Here is a 19351-nt window from a genome sequence, read left to right as displayed (position 1 = left end):
CATTCAATGGGCCCTAAGGGTCAATGACGATGTAGCATGGATTTTTCGGTTATACTATATTAAAAACGATAGTATACAATGGATGGGATGGCGCCACATGCTGTCGCCACGGAGATGAAGGCGGTGCCAAAAGTAAATTTCTCGCCGCAGCATTGGCAAGCGTCTTCATGGATGCGACGTCGATCCACCTTCACGTGGCGTTGGCTTTCATCCCATTCCCTGGAGCATGATAATTGTAAGGAAAGCTTTCGTCGCTACTGAAAACACAACGGTTTCTAGCGGTATCGGAGGTTCGGCGACTTGCCGGGTCGCCGAGGGCCCGTGCTTGCTAGATCGCGGTAACGCTCTTCAAACGCGCTGCAACCGGAGCGCATAGCGACCTTTGCGAATCGATGAGATTGGGCCGGGCCGAAGTCGCTCCAGCTCCGGGACATAATCGGGGAAGCAACCACAGAAATGGGCAATCGGCGATGTCACCGCGGCCGGCAGCGAATCCATCTGGCTCAGTCGATGTGGGCTATCCCGCTTCGTGCTGATTTCGAGGTTGCGAGCGAACATGGGTCGATGAGCAACCTCGACGCAAAGATGGTTTCCTCACGTGTCAAAAGAACAAGGAGAAATTTTTCGCCGGAGCGATCGGCTGCCTGGCGAACGCGAGGGGCGTGACCTCGAGCCGTAACTCCTGGCCGCGCGGTACGACGTCGGTCGCTCAGGACGATGGATGGCAATTGGCGCGCGTCTGACGCGGCAACGCAGCTAGGGGCAGCATCGTTGAAGTTCGTTTGTCGATCTCGGCGATGGCCGGGGCGGGGACTTGCAATCCAGTTTGCGGGCGTTGTGGTCACCGCGACCGCGCAATGTGCATCCGAGAGATCTGGCGGCAGTCCATGCTGCTCGCTGCTTGCAATGGCAGAGACCGGGACGCGCGTATCGTAGGGCGGCGTGCCCAGTTGAAATGTGCCGCGGTCTTATGAGGTACCGGCGGGTGGCCGGAACGGTCTGTCGCCGGCGTCGGTTGCACTAGATCATTCCCTCTTCTACATCGCCCTTTAGCCGACCGCCTGCCTTTCCGGTCAACCCCTGAAGGGGTACGTCTCACCCAAATATTCTGCAAAATTCTATTTTTGGATCACTGCTGGGCACCGGATGCTTTCCTCCAGCAAGCATGACAAACGCGCACGCGTTTTTTTGAGCAGAACATGGAATTTAGCAGAATATTTGTGCGAGATGACCGCAGCAGATCGGCCGTCTCCTCGCGCGCTATCGGGAATGGTCCCGAGCAACCGAAGGAGACAATACCATGGCCACCACGATCGCAGCTCTCACGCAGAAGACCGATGGCACTCTCGAAGGCGTTTTCGCCACCATCCGAGTGAACGCGCCGATCGCTATCGTCCCCAACGCCAACAAAACGAGCGAAGAGGCCCCTGACTATCGCGTCATCCACCGAAAGACCGGGTTCGAAATCGGCGCGGCGTGGAACCGTATCGCCCGCCAGACCGGAGAAGAGTACCTCTCCGTGAAACTGGAGGCTCCAGAGATCGGCGTGATCTTCGGCAACCTCGCACAGGCTCCCGGCGGCGATCCGAACCGCAAGGTGATCATCTGGAATAACCCAAACTGAGCCACCAGCGCCGGTCCCGATCAATCGGGACCGGCACCCGCTCGTTCTGAATGCGACCGATCCCGAGCGGGATGCCCACGTTTGTACCCAGAAACAGGACGGGCATCGAGCCCGCACCTGTTCTTTTACCCTGCCACACGAGATGAAAAACTATCTGCTCAGATCGCCAAGTCTGCCGCGAGGAATCGTGCCGCCTAAAGGACGAGCGGTCCCCCCGAAATGCTCCGCATTCCGGCTCCCCCACTCGCCGGCTCGGCCGGTCGCATTCGCGATCCTTGACCCGGCCCAATTCTCGCGGCCGGCGGCGTCATCTTTCCCAACAGCCGAGGAGATGACGAAAATGACGGTTGCACTGGAAGCCCACATCGAGGAATTGCGCCGCGAGCTGAACTGCTGCGACCCGGCTGAACGCGCCCAGATCCAGGCCGAACTGGAACAGGCCTATGCGGAGCTTGAGGTCATCGTAGCCGAGGTCGAGGGCCGCGTCAGCAGCGAGCCTCCCTTCTAGGGAGGCTTTCGCCAGGCTCGCATTTACGGCAAATCCAAGAATATAGCAGATCGCCAACCCGCGCTCGGGTTCCTATGCGACGAGCGATTTTTCCCGGAAATCCGGGGACATCATCGCCCCCTGTCTTGGTCAGTAACGATCACCCAGGGCGACAAGCCGCGCTTGGTCCTCCTCAACATTAACGACTATGAGCCCTGATGCGCGTCCGAAGCGCGCTCGGTCGGAACCATCGAAACCAATTCCAACAGCCTCTTTGCGGACTTCGTAAGTGCCGTCGACGTCTTTTGGTCGAGGACGAGCGCTTGCCTGAATAATTCGACGCAGGCAAATAACGCAACCTTGCCGATGGTTCGCTCTTCAGGAAGCGGCAGGACGTCGGTTACGCGCTGAGATTCGGCTTAGTTTGCCATTAGTGAGCTTCGCTGGTGCAAGGCAGTGCCACACGTTACTATCCCGACGGTCCGTCTGTTATCAAATCGCATGCACCAAATGCCGGTTTCGGCGACAGTTCTCATTGACAGAACAAACATCGTGCCACGTGGCGTGTATTGAAGACAAAGTGTTCCGCTGACTCAGTGGCATAAGGGGACCACGGATTTCCACGTATTCTCCCAACTCGATCGATTACGCGGGGGTCTAGCCTCGGGATCATTGACTTCGATCCGGTTCTCGCCTTCGAGCCGTTCGCTGAAGATAGCAACATAGATGCCACTTGTATTCGCTATGCTGGGAAAAAATTGCCCGTAAGGCCGGCGCCGAGCACGGGAGGCCGCCCAGTACCCATGTCGGCGGCTCGACGTGAAGGTGGAATTTGAGGTGGCGCCAGTCCTCTCGCCAGCTATGCCAAGGGTCGTCCCACGGGTCGCCGCAGCTCACTTGCGCAAGGTCGACGAGGTTCATCAATGTCGCGGTATACGAGCAAACGGTGCAGGGCGGCAGAAACGGCGAGGTCTGCTGGTACTCCCGGAGGGCGGACCTCGTCCAACGCCAGGTATAGAGCTTCGACGCCCTCTCGATTGAACCGGCCGCCCTTGAGCGCCGCGTCCGCCCTGCTCCTTGGCAAGCTCGCCCATTCTGGCATATGCGCCCGATAGAGCAACGCGCCCGCGGGAAGGTGTTCGAGGATCACCCAAGATATCCCGAACTGATGGAATTCCAGGTAGTCGATCGCATCCTTTGTCCTGCCTTCTGTAACGAGTTGCGTCATTGGAGCATTCTCGATAACAGTGCGCGCTCCTTGTCGGCTGCACTACGGATGCCGCGAACAGAACGCGCATCAAGTCGCGCAGCGCGGCCTGTAGCTTGGTGGAACTCGGATGGATCCTGATCGTGTACCGTGTTACGATGTTCCGCCGCGATCGCTGCGAGATCCTGAACAGGTCCGCAACACCAGTTGCCGAAAGATCGGACGTTCCGGGTTGGTGAACGGCTTCGAGAGCATCGGGTAGAGCAAGCGCGTTCAAGCGCAGCACACACCTCACCGCGATTGCTTTAAGCTAGATCCCGCTCGATTTTTCCACCGCGCTCGAACCCGATTTGGACCATTGCCAGATGGGGAACTTGTGCGTTGACCTTAAGATCCTTGCCAAGGGCGCGGGGTCGGCAAGGACACTACCGCTCGCGTCAGGAAGACAACTTCGGCTCGTATCGGCGGTGCTGACGTCACTCAAGCCGGATGTCGGACGGGGCAATAAGCACGGGTAATGGTTGGCTTGACGTGGAAGGTTAAATCCGGACAAAGCGGTTTGCCTTGGCTGCCTGATCCATGTCCTTCCGCCGAAAATATATCGCGCGCCCGCAGCGGATTGGGCTATGACCTTGCACGATAATGATCTGCTCGTCTTTGCGCATCGACTGCGTGATCTCGTGCGGCATGATCAGCGGTCGGCGCTGGAGATTGACGCTTTCGGATAGGCGCGATCCTGCGTTTTTTGGGCCCCAGCCAATGACGCGTGAGCCTCTCTTCACCTCGACCGTCATCTCGCCGCATTGGGCCGAGACGCTGCGGGCCGTGTCGAGCGCTTTAATCGCGGCATAGCTGGCAAAGGCGCAGCCGTCGATCCACGACGTCGCGCCATCCCTCCCGAAATGCCGCTCCAGTTGTCCGACCGATTGGTACATAAGCATCATGGAGATTCCGTACTTTCGGCCGCGATCACGCGCCTCTTCCAGCACCCGCATGTAGCCGAGCAGATCGACCTCATCGAGCATGAACAGCGCACGGCGCTTGAAGGTGCCATCGGCCTGCACCATTGCGTTGATCAGCGAGCCGATGATCACGCGGGCGATACCCGGATAGGAGCGCAGGATCGATGCCGGAATATTGATGAACACGTCATTCTTGCCCGCTACGATGTCGCTCGACCTGAACGCGTTCCCGCAGACAAGCGCCGCGTAGCTGTCGAGCGACAGCCATTGCGTGTCCTTAGAGGCCGTGGAATAGACGCCGCTGAAGGTCTGCTCAGTCATGTTGGTAAAGACGCCCAGCGTTTCACGGATGAAGGCCGATCCCGAATGGTCCTGGATGTCGCGCAGCATGGCGAGCACAGAGGGTTCTGGCTCGGATACGATCTGCCGGAGACTGCGTAAGTTCCGTCGCCCATCATATTCGGGCGACAGCATGACATGGGCGAGCAGACCGGTCAGCAGATTGTGTGCCTGGTTCTGAAAGTAGGAGCCAGTCGAACTTTCAAAGCGCACGCTCTCCGACAAAAGCATGTGAGCAATGCCGACGATGTCCTCTTCCTTGTGCTTCGATTTCTCGATGCCGTCGAGTACGTTGAAGCCCATGATCGGGCTCGTCGGATCGAGCACCATCACCTCGCGGCTGAGCGCGCGGGTTCTATGCTCGACGACCATTGGCGCGACCTCGGTCGATGGATCGAGGCAAATCAGCGGCCCGGTGTAACGCAGCGCCGTGGGCACGACGTTGCTGGTGGTCTTGTATCCACCTGACCCGGCAAAGAAGAGCACGTGCGTTGAATCGAAATCCTGTTTGTAGGTCAGCAATGATGCCTTGCCGCCCTGGCCCCATGTTGCTGGATCGTTCGGATCGAAAGGTAATTGATGAACGACTTCCTTGTCGACCCGGTAACGCTCGCCAACGACGATCTCGCCATCTGGCGGAAACAGCTTTCCCGCCGCGGCCATCGACAGCCAGTTCGCGTCCCCGAAGATCCCGCGCTTGGCTCGCTTCACCGGTTCTGGAACAACCGTGGAGATGCGCGCGCCCACCGCCACCGCCAGGAAGCCGGCCACCAAGCCAATGACGGCGACGATGTCGAGATAGGGGAGTGCCCGGTCCCACGAGACCGCACCGCTCGCCACGTACGGCGCGAGCCGATCGAACTCGCGCAGGACATAGAAGCCGGCCACGAACAGAAAGCAGACAAGGTTCACTATCGCGATCGACCTTCGCCGGTGCAGCGGCAACGCACAAACAGTCAATAATCCGACGACCGGCCCAAGCAACAACGCGGGCAGGGGCGAGGCTCGTAGGAACCAGTATGATGTTTTTCCAGATAGCTCGCCGGCAAGCTTCGGCCAGTGCCAGCCGACGATGTAGACGGCAAAGGCGGTGACGGCAATTGGCACCAGAACGAGCAGCAGGCTGGGATGCAGTCTTTCCTTTAGTGCCACTTCGCCGCCTCCTCGATGTGAGATGATCCTCTATCATGCGAAGTCGCCTTGAAGGCTTGCTCACCGATATCGCGCAGCCGCCGATGCTCGTCGGTGCCTGGCACGACGCTTGCCAGTTCCGTTAGGCCGCCAAGCAGAAACGCTCGGTCGGCCCCCGCGAGACCCGCTCTGACGACGATGCCACCGAGCAGGAATTTCTCGCGGGCCACTCGTTTGCGATCATTCGTCATGAGAAACCTCCGCCGTCGTTCCAGACCCGCCACCTGGCTGTCGACGCGACGAAGCTGTTGCGCCAGCAGTCCCCTTCTTCTCCTCTTTGCGAAATCGCGCGGCAATCTGTTCGAAGACCGCGTCGAGTTCTTCCTCCGTGATCTCCATTTCCGCCAATCCCGTTTTTGTCGCGGCGCGCGCAAACCGCTCGGCGGATTTTACGATTAGCGTTCGTCTGCGCTCGCGCAGCTTCTCGATCTGGGCATCGATATCAGAGAGCGATGATTTTACGGCCATTCCAGCGTCCCTCGTGTCGGAGCAATCTCACGGCGATAGTTATACTATCTATTTCGTGATAGTAAAATAGGATAGGTTGCATCACCCCGAAAAAGCCGCAGCCGGAATTTCGGCATCGGGCGTCTTTACGGAAGAGCGGCATCGGCCCTCCGGTCCGATCGGTTTGAGGGCGCAATATACGTCGCTGGCGCGACGTGTTTGAAAGCTTCGGAGACACTCGTGGCGATCATGTTCGTTAGAGCGCAGGTGATCAGCAGGGGAGCGGGGCGCAGCATCGTCTCGGCCGCCGCCTACCGCCACCGCGCCCGGATGACGGACGAGCAGGCCGGGACGTCCTTCAGCTACCGTGGCGGCGCGTCGGAGCTGGTGCATGAGGAGCTGGCGCTGCCGGACCAGATACCTCTCTGGCTGAAGAGAACAGTCGACGACAAGACCGTCGCGGAGGCCAGCGAGGTGTTCTGGAATGCGGTAGATGCGTTCGAGACGCGGTTGGACGCGCAGCTTGCGCGGGAGTTGATCATCGCGCTGCCCGAGGAGCTGACGCGGGCGGAGAATATCGCGCTGGTGCGCGAGTTCGTCCGAGACAATTTGACGTGGAAGGGCATGGTCGCTGACTGGGTCTATCACGACAAGGACGGCAATCCGCATATCCACCTGATGACGACGCTCAGGCCTATTACGGAGGAGGGGTTTGGGCCGAAGAAGGTCCCAGTCCTGGGCGATGACGGAGAGCCGTTGCGTGTCGTTACGCCGAACAGGCCGAACGGCAAAATCGTTTACAAGCTCTGGGCCGGCGACAAAGAAACCATGAAGGCATGGAAGGTCGCGTGGGCGGAAACGGTCAACCGCCACCTGGCGCTGGCCGGCCATGAGCTCCGTCTCGACGGCCGCTCCTATGCTGAGCAAGGCCTCAATGGGATCGCGCAGAAACACCTCGGCCCGGAGAAGGCGGCGCTCGCGCGCAAGGGTGTCGAGATGTATTTCGCGCCCGCCGATCTAGCGCGGCGGCAGGCGATGGCCGACCGGCTACTCGCGGATCCTGCGCTTCTCCTCAAGCAGCTCGGCAACGAACGTTCCACCTTTGACGAGCGCGAAATCGCCAAGACGCTGCACCGCTATGTCGATGATCCAGTGGACTTCGCCAATATCCGCGCGCGGCTCATGGCTTCGGACGACCTCGTGCTGCTGAAGGCGCAGCAGATCGACACCCAAACGGGCAAGGTGACAGAGCCGGCGGTGTTCACAACGCGGGGGATCCTGCGCATCGAATATGACATGGCGCAGTCAGCCGAGGTTCTGTCGATGCGAAAGGGCTTCGGCGTCTCCGGTGCCAAGGCCGCCGCCGCCGTCCGAAGCGTCGAAACGGCCGATCCGAAAAAATCCTTCAGGCTCGATGCGGAACAGGTCGATGCGGTACGTCATGTCACGCGCGATAATTCCATTGCGGCGGTCGTGGGGCTTGCCGGCGCCGGTAAGTCGACACTGCTTTCGGCGGCCCGCGTCGCATGGGAAAGCGACGGCCGACGGGTGATCGGCGCGGCCCTAGCCGGCAAGGCTGCGGAAGGGCTGGAGGACAGTTCCGGGATCCGGTCGCGCACGCTGGCGTCCTGGGAGCTTGCCTGGGCCGGGGGGCGCGAAACAATGGAGCGCGGCGATGTGCTCGTCATCGATGAGGCCGGCATGGTGTCATCGCAGCAGATGGCGCGTATCCTCAGGGCTGTGGAGGACGCAGGCGCAAAAGCCGTGCTGGTCGGCGACGCAATGCAACTGCAGCCGATCCAGGCGGGTGCGGCGTTCCGGGCAATCACCGAACGGATCGGCTTCGCGGAACTTGCCGGCGTGCGGCGGCAGCGTGATGTCTGGGCGCGCGATGCTTCCCGTCTCCTTGCGCGCGGCAAGGTCGAAGAGGGCCTTGATGCCTACGCGCAGAGGGGCTGCATTGTCGAGACCGAAACCAGGGCCGAGATCATAGACCGCCTCGTTGCCGATTGGGCCGACGCCCGCCGGGACCTGCTTCAGAAACCTGCCGTGGGCGAGCATCCGGGACGTCTTCGCGGCGACGAACTGCTTGTGCTTGCTCACACCAACGATGACGTCAGAAAGCTGAATGAGGCCTTGCGCAAGGTCATGATCGACGAGGGCGCGCTGACAGGTGCGCGCCAATTCCGGACGGCACGTGGGCTTCGTGAGTTTGCCGCGGGCGACCGGGTGATCTTCCTCGAAAACGCCCGCTTCCTCGAACCACGGGCAAAGCGGCTTGGTCCCCAATATGTCAAGAACGGCATGCTTGGCACGGTCGTTTCATCCGGCGACGAACGCGCTGACGCACTGTTGACTGTACATCTCGACAATGGCCGGGACGTCGTGATCAGCGAGGATAGCTACAGCAATGTCGATCACGGCTACGCCGCGACCATCCACAAATCTCAAGGCTCGACCATCGACCGGACCTTCGTGCTCGCCACCGGAATGATGGACCAGCATCTGACCTATGTGGCGATGACCAGGCATCGTAACCACGCCGATCTCTACGTGGCGCGCGAGAACTTCGAACCGAAGCCGCAGTGGGCGCGTAGCGCACGTGTCGACCATGCAGCCGGCGTCACCGGTGAAATGATGGATACCGGGTTGGCCAAGTTCCGGCCGCAAGATGAAGATGCCAAGGAAAGCCCCTACGCCGATGTGAGGACGGACGACGGAACCGTTCATCGACTTTGGGGCGTGAGCCTGCCGAAGGCACTCGAGGAGGGCGGAATCAGGACCGGTGATACTGTGATGCTCCGCAAGGATGGCGTCGAAACGGTCACGGTAAGGGTGCCCGTCACTGATGAAAAGACCGGCAAGAAGCGTCTCGAGGAACGTCAGGTCGAGCGCAACGTCTGGACTGCAACCCAAATCGAAACTGTCGATGCGCGCAAGGCGAGGATCGAGCGGGAAAGCCGTCGGCCGCTTGTGTTCAGAAAGCTTGCTGAGCGCCTCGGACGATCCGGCGCCAAGACGACGACGCTCGATTTCGAAAGTAAGGAAGGCTATCGGGAGCATGTCCTTGATTTTGCCCAGCGGCGTGGCATCGACACGCTCGCCCGGGCCGCTGCGGAACTGGAGGAGGGTGCGGCGCGGCGGCTGGCGTGGCTTACGGAGAAGCGGTCGCGGTTGGCGAAGCTCTGGGAGCGAGCGAGCATAGCGCTCGATTTTGCAATCGACCGGGAACGGAGCGTCTCGTACAACGAGGAGCGCAGAGTATCCTTGGTTGCCGGCATCCCGTTAGCCGGAAACTATTTGCTTCCACCCGCCACCGAGTTCCCCCGCAGCGTTGAAGAGGATGCGCGTCTCGCGCAGCTCGCCTCGCAACAGTGGAAGGAGCGGGAGGAAATACTCCGGCCGGTGCTGCAGAAAATCTATCGCGACCCGGGTGGCGCGCTGTCGGCGCTCAACGCTCTGGTATCGGGCGGAGACGTCGAGCCGCGCAAGATTGCCGAAGATCTTGGCCTTGCACCCGAACGCCTTGGCCGATTACTCGGCTCTGACCGCATGGCCGATGGCCGCGCCGCTCGAAACGAGCGCAACGCAGCCATGGCCACCTTATCGGAGCTGCTGACTTTGGCGCGCGCGCATGCAACCGAGTTCCGCAGGCAGGCGGAGCGCTTCGCCAGCCGCGAGCAGCAGCGGCGCGCTCATATGGCATTGTCCATTCCCGCGCTTTCGAAAATGGCGATGGCGCGTCTCGTCGAAGTCGAGGCGGTCCGGGAGCGCGGCGGGGTCGATGCCTACAAGACGGCCTTCGCCTACGCCGCTGAGGACCGTTTGCTGGTGCAGGAGGTCAAGGCGGTCAACGAGGCGTTGACCTCACGCTTTGGCTGGTCTGCATTCACCGCCAGGGCCGATCCGATCGCCGAGCGAAATGTTGAAGAGCGGATGCCGGAAAATCTCGCCACTGAGCACCGTGAAAAACTGGTGCGCCTGTTCGAGGTGATCAGGCGTTTTAGCGACGAGCAGCATCGCGTAGAAAAGCAGGATCGCTCGAAAATCGTTGCCGGCGCAAGTATCGAGTTCGGAAAGGAAGCAGTGCACGTGTTGCCCATGCTTGCCGCCGTCACGGAGTTCAAGACATCCGTCGCCGATGAATCACGGGAAAGGGCGCTTGCCGCTCCCTATTACAATCATCATCGCGCCGCGCTCATGGATGCAGCGACACGCATTTGGCGCGATCCGGCCGGCGCGGTCGCCAAGATCGAGGAGCTTGTCGCAAAGGGTTTTGCCGGCGAGCGGATTGCCGCAGCGGTCACCAACGATCCGGCCGCCTATGGGGGGCTGCGCGGCTCCGGTCGCCTAATGGACAAGTTGCTTGCTCCCGGCCGGGAGCGGAAGGCTGCGCTTCAGGGCGTGTCGGAAGCAGCAAGCTGTGTCCGTTCTCTCGGAGCGTCTTATGCCGCGGCGTTTGAGGCCGAGACCAAGGCTATCGCCGCAGAGCGCCGGCGTATGGGGGTCGCCATTCCCGGCCTATCGCGGAAGGCTGAGGATACGCTGCGGCAGTTGACGGCAAGAATGAAGAAGAAGAGTGGCGGGCTCGACGTTGCTGCGGGTTTGACCGATCCGACCGTCGCCCAAGAATTCGTCGCCGTCAGCCGGGCGCTCGACGAGCGCTTCGGCCGCAACGCGTTCCTGCGTGGGAACAGGGACGTTTTCAACTTTGTGTCGACAGCGCAACGGAATGCATTCGAGGCAATGCAGGAGAAGTTGAAGCTTCTTCAGCAGATCGTGCGGGCAGATAGCGGCCAGAAGATCGTTTCCGAGCGCCAACGACAGGCGGTCAATCGGGGTCCTGGTGTCGAGCGGTAGAGGCAATTCAAAGAGCTTCATTCACTCAGGTGTCTCGGCAGCCGGTCCTTGCTGCACGGCGCGGCAGCGAGTTGCTCCGCAGACCGAACCGAAGAACGGGGTTGGAATCCGATGACGTTTCTCCTTTGGCATCAATCCGGTGCAAGTACACGCTCCGGTTTATCAATCAGGCGATAGAATTCTACGAAAAAAAACCTTTGACAGACACGGGAACCGGTCGGCCGCGTGCCACCCAACGTCTTTACCTGTAAATTCCGGTAGCGCGGCCAAGGCTACCTGCAAAAGCGTCCAGATACCGTAAAAGGCGAGGGTGTCCTGCGCGTCTATCCGAAAATGCAAGCCCTCGTCCGTCGGCCTCAGCGTCACGCGTGCGTCACCAAAGTCCAGCGACCGATCGACCCCCGTGGCGCCGATCGGGCTCCAGTATTCGCGGTAACGGGCGAAGACCTCGCTTACGCCCTGTTCCGCATTCTGGACTGCCACGAACGCTTCTGCGGTATGCTTGTACATCGGCACTCCTTGCTGCAAATCCTCGCGTGCATTGAATTATCAATTTCGGCTCTCGGCTGCTTCGCCACCTTGGTCCTGCACGCTCGTGGCACGGTTTTCGATACAGATCGCTGATGTATGACAACTCATGCGTGTCATATTCATGCACGCCTTGGTCGAGCGCTCGACTACTAATTCTATTAGTCGCCTAAGGGCGGAAACTCGTGTCCAGTGGTCTGAAGCAGGTTTTCTTCGGAGAATGGAGATGGAGATACTAGCTGTGCCGGCTGCAGCGCGCGGAGAATTTGCTGACTTGATCGACTCGATGCATCGGCTGCGTGCGCGAGTCTTTGGCGACAGACTGGACTGGGATGTAGACATAAGGGACGATCGTGAGGCCGATGCTTACGATCAACTCAATCCCACCTATATCTTGGCCGTTTCTACCACAGGTGCAGTGGCGGGCTGCGCGAGGCTTCTCCCCGCTACCGGGCCGACGATGCTCGCCAATACGTTTCCGCAGCTCCTCTCATCGCGACGGCTCGACGCCCATGCAGGCATGGTCGAAAGCTCGCGCTTTTGCGTTGACACGGTGCTCGACGAGGGCAGGACAGGGGGAGTTCTCCATGGGATGACGCTTGAGATGTTCGCCGGCATCATCGAGTGGTCGATGGCGAACGGCTATTATGAAATCGTCACGGCAACGGACCTGCGGTTCGAGCGCATTTTGAAACGCGCCGGCTGGCCGATGCAACGTCTTGGTCAGCCGTGTCCCATCGGCAGCACGATGGCCGTAGCAGGCGTGCTTCCTGCCGACGCCGCGAGCCTTAATCGGATTCGCGCTGCTGCCTGTCGCCAGGAACACATGTGCACCACAACTTCGCTGCTTGAGGTGGCACGGCGTGGAACGGCGCCTTCTGCCGATTTAGCGCAAGCGGCCACACCCACAGAGGATGATGCAGGTCCTCACGAGGGATCAGATCACAACTGACGCTGCGCAATAGAGGAGAGGTCTTTGAATTCCGCGCGACCGCAGATCCTGATCGGTTCGACCGATGCGGATTACTATCTGCTACTCGTCCACATCCTGGAATCCGAGGGATATCAGGTCATTCTTGGTTCCGGGGTCGAGGAGATCGTCCATTTTGCAGGCGAGTACGATGTCGCAGCCATTCTTCTTGATTGTCGATCGGGAGAAAATTGGGCTCCCGCAGCCTGTGTAAAGCTGAAGCAGGAGCCGCGGACATTCGGGATTACGACGGTCGGGTTGATTGGCCCCGGTGCGGAAAGTCGGTTTATCGATCTGCTGAAAGCCGGGATTGACGAGAATTTCGTAAGACCGATCACTCCCTCTAAGCTGCTCAGCTTCCTGCGCGACCGTATCCTCCTTCCGCAAGTGTCGGATCCGATGGCGAACGACGGTCATATCCTCGTCTATGCAGGGATTGAACTGAATACCAACAGGCACAGCGTCAGGCGTCTCGGCATCAACGTCCACTTGGGACCGATCGAATTCCGGCTGCTGCAGTTTCTGATGGAGAACCACGAGCAGGCGTGCAGTCGCGCACAACTCATTGAAGCTGGTTGGCCGGAGCGCCGTTTCGTCGACGTCAAGACGGTGAATGTTCATATCGGTCGACTGCGCAAGGCGCTGAGCGTGACCTGCGGCCCTGATCTCATCCGCACGGTTCGATCGTCCGGCTACATGCTCGATGGTTCCAGTCAGGAACGATCGCAGTACAACCCGGCTCGGCCGGGCGAAGGGACTGGCGACTAGGACAGCCCCCTGGTTGACGAAAGGAACAGCTGTCATGGATCTGGTAATCCGAAATGGAGGTCTCATCACTGGCGACGGCAAGACGTTTCACAAGCGGGCTGCCGTATATGTCCGGAAGGGACGGATCATAGGTGTCGACGCCGCCGCAGGCGCTGAAATCGCGGCGCGAGAAACCATCGATGCGGCCGGCGGCATCGTTATGCCAGGTCTCATCAATGCACATGCGCACGGCTGTATTCGGGGGCCTTCCATGCCGAGCGGCTCGAAGCCATTTGCAGGCGATGATGTTGCCTATTTCCGGAACCGTCATCTTCTTCAGGGAACAACCACCCTTTTGAACGTCTGCGGTCTGGCCATGGCCGACGAAATAGATGTCGACAACGTAGAACGTCATGCCATGGATATCCGCGTTTCCACGGCTCACACTCCGAAAAACATCGCGGCGGCGCTTGTGGTCGACGGCAAGGGACTTTCAGCACGACACCTGAGCGCGACGACAGATGACCTGTTGGCCTGCGGCGCGGTCGCCCTTGGCGAGGCAGGTGGTGGGCAGACACTGGGTGGCGGCGCGCAAGAATACAGGTTCATCCCGCAAGCCTTTCTGCAAGAGTTCGGGGTCGAAGTGACACCCGCAGCCGCGAGGCGCTTGAAGAACGCGGTTCTTGGCCGCTATCTCGATCCGGCGGAAGGCCTGTCGAATTTAAAACTGACTAACGAGTTGGAGTGTTGCGGTCTTTCCGGGCTCGCCGATGCGGATCGCGTTCGCGATATCATTACGCGATCGGTGATGCCTTCGGTTGCCCTCTCGTTGGCCGGATTCGATGAAATCGCACGCGAAGCCGAGCGGTTAGGATATCCCGCGATCTTCCACAATGCGGCACCATCTGCGAAGCGTCTGATTGCCGCGGTCGAGAAGCACCCGAAAGCACGTCTCGTCGCCGGTCATAGCAATCACCCGAGCTTTCTCCCGGAGGAGGCAGTCTCGAACGCCCAGAACCTGAGAGGGAAAGGGGCCATCATCGATGTTTCGACACTGGATTGTATAGGGACGCGCTGGCGCAACGATCCATCCAACCTTGACGCACTGATCGATGCGGGCTGTGTCGATACGATTTCGACCGATTTTGCCGGCGGGCATTGGGATGGAATTCTTGAAGCGATCCAGCGAATGGTCAGAAAGAAGCAATTGTCTGCGGCCGAAGCGGTGGCCCTTGCGACCGGGAATGTCGCGCGTGTCTTCACTCAAATGGCCGGTGACCGCGGACTGATTGAAAAAGGCAAGCGCGCAGACCTGATCGTTGTCGACCACGTTAATCTGAGCCGGGTCAGGCATGTCGTGATCGCAGGCCGTATAGTCGTCAGGAATGGCCGGCTTATCTGACCGCGGCTGCAGTTGCGAGATGTCGGCGCCGGATACGATCCGATTGACACAAAGTGCAGTAGTGGTCGAGGTCAGTCGATCAATCGCATCCTTAGGCGCTGGAGGAGGGGGACCGCATCTCCATTTTTAAGCGTCTCAAAAGCCTCCAGGACAGTATTTTGCGCCCTGGGAGAAAGCTTGCCCCGCGTCGCTGCCGAGAACTTATTGATGAGATCCTCCCAGTCTAAGGGACGCGCCTTGTCCCCGCGTGGCGAGGTCACCTTGGATGTGATCGATTTGCCATCGGTCATTCGCAGGCATATCTGCGCAAGGGTCTCACCCGGAAAACGGGCGTCGATCTCAGGATTAACCGAGAGACGAACCTTGCGGGCGAATTCGATGAGGTCCGGCCTGCCCAGCTGCGCACCACCGACCGGCGCCAGCGCCGCAGCTCCATCGACAACAGCAATCGCTATGCAATAAGGCAGACTGTATTGGATCTCCGTCAATGTATTGGGAGACACGGTGTTTGAAAGTCGGAGAGCCCATTGAAAGGTCTGTACTTCGATTGATGCGATTTGTTCGGTCCTGATGTCAGCACCTGACGAAAGCGCCGCGAAGGCATCAAGAGCGGGATGGATGTAGCGGCAGCAGGAATAGGGTTTGAAATAGACCCTCGAGATCTCAGTTGGATCACCCAAGTCCGCTATGATGCTCGGCCGGTCGAAGTGCGACGCATGATCGAGCAGATCCTGCGGCCCGGTAAATCCCCGCTCCGCAAGACGCAAGGCGGTCAGGCCCGTCAGGACACTCCAGGGAATACCCTCCTTGACGTCGTTCCCGGTGAGATTGGCATAGCCGGAGCTGCCGTTTGCCTCCTGGTTTGGCGCGAGGACCCCGGCTACAGCGAGTGCGTGTGCGAGTGCCGGGGGATCGGTTCTGTAGAGGCGGCCGGCCGTGGCCGCGGCAGCATAGCCGGTCCAACGTCCCGATTGTCGGCTTTTGATAGCTTGCGGGTTCTGCGCCACCGCGATGCGAATTCCGGTCTCGTATCCGAGAGCGATTGCGGTCAGGAGATCATCGGCGGATGAACCATTCGTAGATGCCACGGAGAGTGCTACGGGTATCACAGCCGCACCGGGATGACCGCGCGCGGCGCGATGGCCGTCGTCGAAATCGAGTGCGGAGGCTGACGCGGCGTTACAGACTGCCGCAGCAGTGACCCCGAGACATTCACCCGTAAACCAGACTGAAGCCCGGCCGCTTCCAAAATCTTGCCGGGCGACCGCGCGCATTGCGCGGGCACTCGGAACATCGCAGCCGACGACGTAAGCGGTGACTGCATCCACAATACAGCAGGCGGCACCTAGCCTCAGTTCGGGCGGCAGAGCATCGGAAGGATAATTCGCCAGATAATCTGCAAGGATCTCGGTGACATACATCAGCCTTCTCCGTAAAGCTTCGGCTGCCTGGCGTCAGTTCCTGCTAGATGAGTGGACGGATGACCCCGCGCCCCCCTCTGGCGAGAACCAGGTTTCGTAAACATGAGCGGCGACGTAAAGGTCCAGCATAGGCAGGCCAACGCACGTGATGAGGATCGGGAATTCCGATCCGCCGCCCGCGTCACAGAAATCCGTTAAGTTCATGACACCGAGCGCTGGGCCAAGCTGCTCCAATGTCGATCCCTTGCGCGAGAAATAGAGCGCCAGGCTTTGCGAGTTTCGCCGCGACACCATCGAAACGTCATCACAGAGCGCCAGTCCGGACCGAAGAACTTTTTGGATATGGCCGGACGGCGTCTCGTCTCCCCCAAGATGTAGGACAACGGCATTTGGGCAAATTTCCGCGCTGTCAAACACCGGTGCGCTGGCATTGGTAGCGGTGATGACAAACCCGCAACCACGCAGCCTCTTATTATCCGCGACAGCCTCAAGCCGAATTCGAGGTGACTGTCTGTGGCTTTTAACGAGTTGGCGCGCGGAAGCGCCTGAGCGGCTGCGCACGAATATCTTCGAGACGATGCCGGCTCCGAAATGATCGAGCACTCTGATGATCTGCTCGGCAATGGGGCCTGCTCCAAAGAGGAAAACAGAGAGTTCTTCTGATTTGGGGAAGAAAAGTTCAAGCGCCATTGAGGCATAGGTTGCCGTTCTTGCAGCAGAGATATCGGTTCCGTCCATCACGCAAAGCGGGCGCAGCGTGAAGCTGTCTAGCAGCAGGATCGTCGACGTCGAACGCGGCTGACCCAGTCGACGGTTTATCGCATTGGCACCGACCACCTTCACGGCCGCATATCTGGCCCCGACGCTGGAAAGCGCAGAGAGCTTCCAGCCCAATCGCTCGCCTTGCAACGTATCGCGGTAAGCTTCAAACTGGGGTTGGTTCCATAAGGCGGCTTCGGGAAAGGACAAAACAGATTTCAGGCCATGGGCTTGGCCCAAGCGGATGTCGGACCAAGCTGCCCTGGCGGCATCGTGGAGCGCGGAGGCCTCGAGACGGACGCCGAGGCGCTTCATTTCCGCAAGTGAAATGTATCTGGGTGTGCTCTCCATCACCGTTCTCCGTGGAATTGCCGACGTCATGCGACCGGGAGCAATTTCGCATCTGGAACGGAGGGATTAAAGGAAAGGTTCGGATACATTTTTGTCGTCTTTAAATGAACGACTTCCGCCGCTGAGGCGCTACTGAGTAGCAACTTAGGCTCAAAGAAGATAAGCCGATGAGTGTGAAACCGTCGATCTCGTTGACCGAGCAGCAGGATTCGTTTGCCCGTTCCATTTCGGGATCCGGTTTCTACGGCGGGACAAGGCGGCTATTTGGTTTCTACCGGTGGACATAGCCGCGGAATCGTTGTCGCGGCAATTTTCTACGGCGCGCAGGACCACATCAGAAAATATGCTCGCACGTATGCTGGCGGGGTAAGATTCTTACAGCCCCGAGGCCCTCGTCAGATTGACCCTAAATCAGTCGCGTCGGCGGTGGTAGCTGCGGTTCTGCACGTGGGGCTCGTCGACTTCGGCTGAGGAGGGCAAGCCGGCGCGCAGCGAATGACTAGAGAATTTGGCTGCCCGCATTCTTCGCTGAGGTCGCTATGCAGGCCAGGGGGAAGGACCGTGGGGACTCCCGTCCCCAAGGCGTTGATTTGCGGTTGCAGGCTTAGCTTGCGAACAAAATGTGTCATGTCGGTATATGCCGGTATCAGCTGACCAATACGCGAAGGAGCGTCCGGAGCGATCCCGCCTTATCCAGCGCGTACACCTTATCAATGGCTTCGCAAGCACCGCTGTCTCCCACGACCGGGCTCGCAAGTCGCAAGAACTTACCCTCGAGAGCTGATTTCGGCATGGGGTTACTTGCCTCTCCCTCCGCAACGTCCACGTGCCTTTCGAAGATTTGTCCGTCGCGCAACTGTAACCAAGCGCTTGCGGCGTGAGCGCCTCGAGGCGAGGCGTGGCTGGTATGTGGCCTGAGCTCGATACTGTCTTGAAACCGCCCGGCGATCTCGTCATGAAGCCAATCATCCACGAACCAGTCGGGACCGGGCTCGACGCCGAATACGGCCATGGCTATGGCGTGCGGTGCGCTGAACTGTGCTGCCCACATGTCCCGTGGACGCACTTTGCAAAATGGCGGTTCGCACACGATCGGAGGCGCGGTCACGATCAGCTTGGCATGCAAGCCGTCGGCAGGATCAATGCCGGCCATACGGATGACGTCGCGGCTGGCCTGGACACTGCTTAGGATGAGTCGGCAGCAACTGAATGGCTTGAAGCCAACCCGAAGAATTTCGTAGGCGTCCCCCAAACCTTTGGTCAGTTTATCGAAACGGCACTCGTCGGCGCCCGCCATCCGCCAGAAACCTGTCTCACCCTCGAAGACATCCAAAGGCCCCTCGTAGCCGGCAGCGGCAAGGCGTGCGGCCAAGACTCCCATTTGCGCGGCCATGCCGAAGTTGTTCTTCGCCATCGAAGGCGCGTCTCCGTAGACGGTCTTCATGACGGACGCTACTGGCGCATTCGCAGCAGCGATCGCGATGGCATGCGCCGCTCGTCCGGCGTCGAGACGCATGAGTCTCGCGGCCGCGGCTGCTGCACCGAATATCTGCCAAGTCCCATGGCCGTGAATCGCCTTTCTGGGCTGGACGTGAGCCAGTGAGATGCCAACGCGGCAACTCACCTCATAGCCGATGATCACGGCCGCGAGGAATTCTGTGCCTGAAGACTTCGTGTGCTCAGCGACCGATAAGGCTGCCGCAATCACCGTGGCTCCGGGATGGCCCTTCTCGTAGATGTCGTCGAAGTCGAGCGCATTGATCAAAGTGGCCTTGACGAAGGCGGCCGCCGCCGGTTCGGCACAGCCACTGACAGGTCCGCCGGAGGAGGGTGCGACCTGGCTGTCCCCCCGTAGGTTTCTCAGCATTCCAGCCGTGGGCAGCTGGCGCCCACCGAACAAGCAGCCAAGGGAGTCCAGAAGGCAAAGCTTGCTCCTGTCGAAAACGTCGCTCGGAACACGAGCGAGTGCTTCCTCGGCGATGTAGCTGCCGAACGTTTGCGTGATGAAAGCGGTCATATCTGTGTCCGATTACCCGACGATGGCGATTGGCGGTCC

Annotated in this window: 13 protein-coding genes and 4 pseudogenes; 8 read left to right on the top strand and 9 right to left on the bottom strand. The window is 59.8% G+C overall.

Translation table 11 applies throughout. The annotated features are described in order from the left end of the window. Nucleotides 1–1300: 1300 nt before the first annotated feature. The 3 genes and pseudogenes from IB279_RS20625 (at nucleotide 1301) to IB279_RS37305 (ending at nucleotide 2522) form a co-directional block, all read left to right on the top strand. Entirely contained in the window at nucleotides 1301–1624 is a 324-nt protein-coding gene (locus IB279_RS20625; RefSeq protein WP_034800240.1) for a DUF736 family protein, read from the top strand. A 340-nt stretch (nucleotides 1625–1964) separates the two neighbouring features. Next, nucleotides 1965–2132, top strand: a complete 168-nt coding sequence (locus IB279_RS20620; RefSeq protein ID WP_192339720.1) for a hypothetical protein — start codon at nucleotides 1965–1967, stop codon at nucleotides 2130–2132. 49 nt (nucleotides 2133–2181) lie between these two features. Next, nucleotides 2182–2522, top strand: a pseudogene (locus IB279_RS37305) (prevent-host-death family protein). A 448-nt stretch (nucleotides 2523–2970) separates the two neighbouring features. Here the strand turns inward: IB279_RS37305 and IB279_RS36990 are convergent. The 4 genes from IB279_RS36990 to IB279_RS20600 all read right to left on the bottom strand — a co-directional run bounded on the left by IB279_RS36990 (nucleotide 2971) and on the right by IB279_RS20600 (nucleotide 6278). Next, entirely contained in the window at nucleotides 2971–3213 is a 243-nt protein-coding gene (locus tag IB279_RS36990; RefSeq protein WP_210338685.1) for a hypothetical protein, read from the bottom strand. Nucleotides 3214–3857: 644 nt separating this feature from the next. Then, on the bottom strand, nucleotides 3858–5771 hold the full coding sequence (gene traG / locus IB279_RS20610) for a Ti-type conjugative transfer system protein TraG (protein WP_192339718.1): 1914 nt from the start codon (nucleotides 5769–5771) through the stop codon (nucleotides 3858–3860). After that, complete coding sequence (locus IB279_RS20605; protein ID WP_113136161.1) at nucleotides 5762–6001, bottom strand: conjugal transfer protein TraD; 240 nt, start codon at nucleotides 5999–6001, stop codon at nucleotides 5762–5764. Before IB279_RS20605 ends, traG begins: the two co-directional genes overlap by 10 nt. Then, nucleotides 5991–6278 carry a TraC family protein gene (locus IB279_RS20600; RefSeq protein WP_034800234.1) on the bottom strand — a complete coding sequence of 96 codons (288 nt, stop codon included), beginning with the start codon at nucleotides 6276–6278 and terminating at the stop codon, nucleotides 5991–5993. Before IB279_RS20600 ends, IB279_RS20605 begins: the two co-directional genes overlap by 11 nt. Before the next feature lie 219 nt (nucleotides 6279–6497). Here IB279_RS20600 and traA point away from each other — a divergent pair, with 219 nt between their 5' ends. After that, the gene (gene traA / locus IB279_RS20595; RefSeq protein WP_192339716.1) at nucleotides 6498–11117 is read left to right on the top strand and encodes a Ti-type conjugative transfer relaxase TraA; all 4620 of its coding nucleotides are present in this window, start codon (nucleotides 6498–6500) and stop codon (nucleotides 11115–11117) included. A gap of 162 nt (nucleotides 11118–11279) precedes the next feature. Here traA and IB279_RS20590 read toward each other — a convergent pair whose 3' ends face one another. Further along, nucleotides 11280–11627, bottom strand: coding sequence for a hypothetical protein (locus IB279_RS20590; RefSeq protein WP_192339714.1), 348 nt, complete (start codon nucleotides 11625–11627; stop codon nucleotides 11280–11282). 244 nt (nucleotides 11628–11871) lie between these two features. Between IB279_RS20590 and traI the strand changes: the two are divergent. The 3 genes and pseudogenes from traI to IB279_RS20575 all read left to right on the top strand — a co-directional run. Then, nucleotides 11872–12462, top strand: a pseudogene (traI, locus tag IB279_RS20585) (acyl-homoserine-lactone synthase TraI); the annotation flags it as partial. 159 nt (nucleotides 12463–12621) lie between these two features. Further along, nucleotides 12622–13383: a response regulator transcription factor gene (locus IB279_RS20580; protein ID WP_177235740.1), complete on the top strand. Its 762-nt coding sequence runs from the start codon at nucleotides 12622–12624 to the stop codon at nucleotides 13381–13383. Nucleotides 13384–13417: 34 nt separating this feature from the next. Next, on the top strand, nucleotides 13418–14764 hold the full coding sequence (locus tag IB279_RS20575; protein WP_113136164.1) for an amidohydrolase family protein: 1347 nt from the start codon (nucleotides 13418–13420) through the stop codon (nucleotides 14762–14764). A gap of 71 nt (nucleotides 14765–14835) precedes the next feature. On the opposite strand, the gene IB279_RS20570 is transcribed toward IB279_RS20575, so the two are convergent. Next, entirely contained in the window at nucleotides 14836–16185 is a 1350-nt protein-coding gene (locus IB279_RS20570; RefSeq protein ID WP_192339712.1) for an MmgE/PrpD family protein, read from the bottom strand. Between the two features lie 33 nt (nucleotides 16186–16218). Beyond that, complete coding sequence (locus IB279_RS20565) at nucleotides 16219–17295, bottom strand: ornithine cyclodeaminase (protein WP_162733080.1); 1077 nt, start codon at nucleotides 17293–17295, stop codon at nucleotides 16219–16221. Nucleotides 17296–17518: 223 nt separating this feature from the next. On the opposite strand from IB279_RS20565, the pseudogene IB279_RS37300 reads away from it, so the two are divergent. Beyond that, nucleotides 17519–17665, top strand: a pseudogene (locus IB279_RS37300) (type II toxin-antitoxin system RelE/ParE family toxin); the annotation flags it as partial. Between the two features lie 41 nt (nucleotides 17666–17706). On the opposite strand, the pseudogene IB279_RS37295 reads toward IB279_RS37300, so the two are convergent. Both IB279_RS37295 and IB279_RS20560 read right to left on the bottom strand, forming a co-directional pair. Beyond that, nucleotides 17707–17852, bottom strand: a pseudogene (locus tag IB279_RS37295) (integrase); the annotation flags it as partial. An 89-nt stretch (nucleotides 17853–17941) separates the two neighbouring features. Then, nucleotides 17942–19312 carry an MmgE/PrpD family protein gene (locus tag IB279_RS20560; RefSeq protein WP_113136166.1) on the bottom strand — a complete coding sequence of 457 codons (1371 nt, stop codon included), beginning with the start codon at nucleotides 19310–19312 and terminating at the stop codon, nucleotides 17942–17944. Between the last annotated feature and the right edge of the window lie 39 nt (nucleotides 19313–19351).

It is taken from the genome of Ensifer sp. ENS06 (genome assembly GCF_014852205.1).
Classification (GTDB): Bacteria; Pseudomonadota; Alphaproteobacteria; order Rhizobiales; family Rhizobiaceae; genus Ensifer; species Ensifer adhaerens.
Note: the sequence above shows the minus strand (reverse complement) of the source record. Positions and strands in the feature narration are given on the sequence as shown.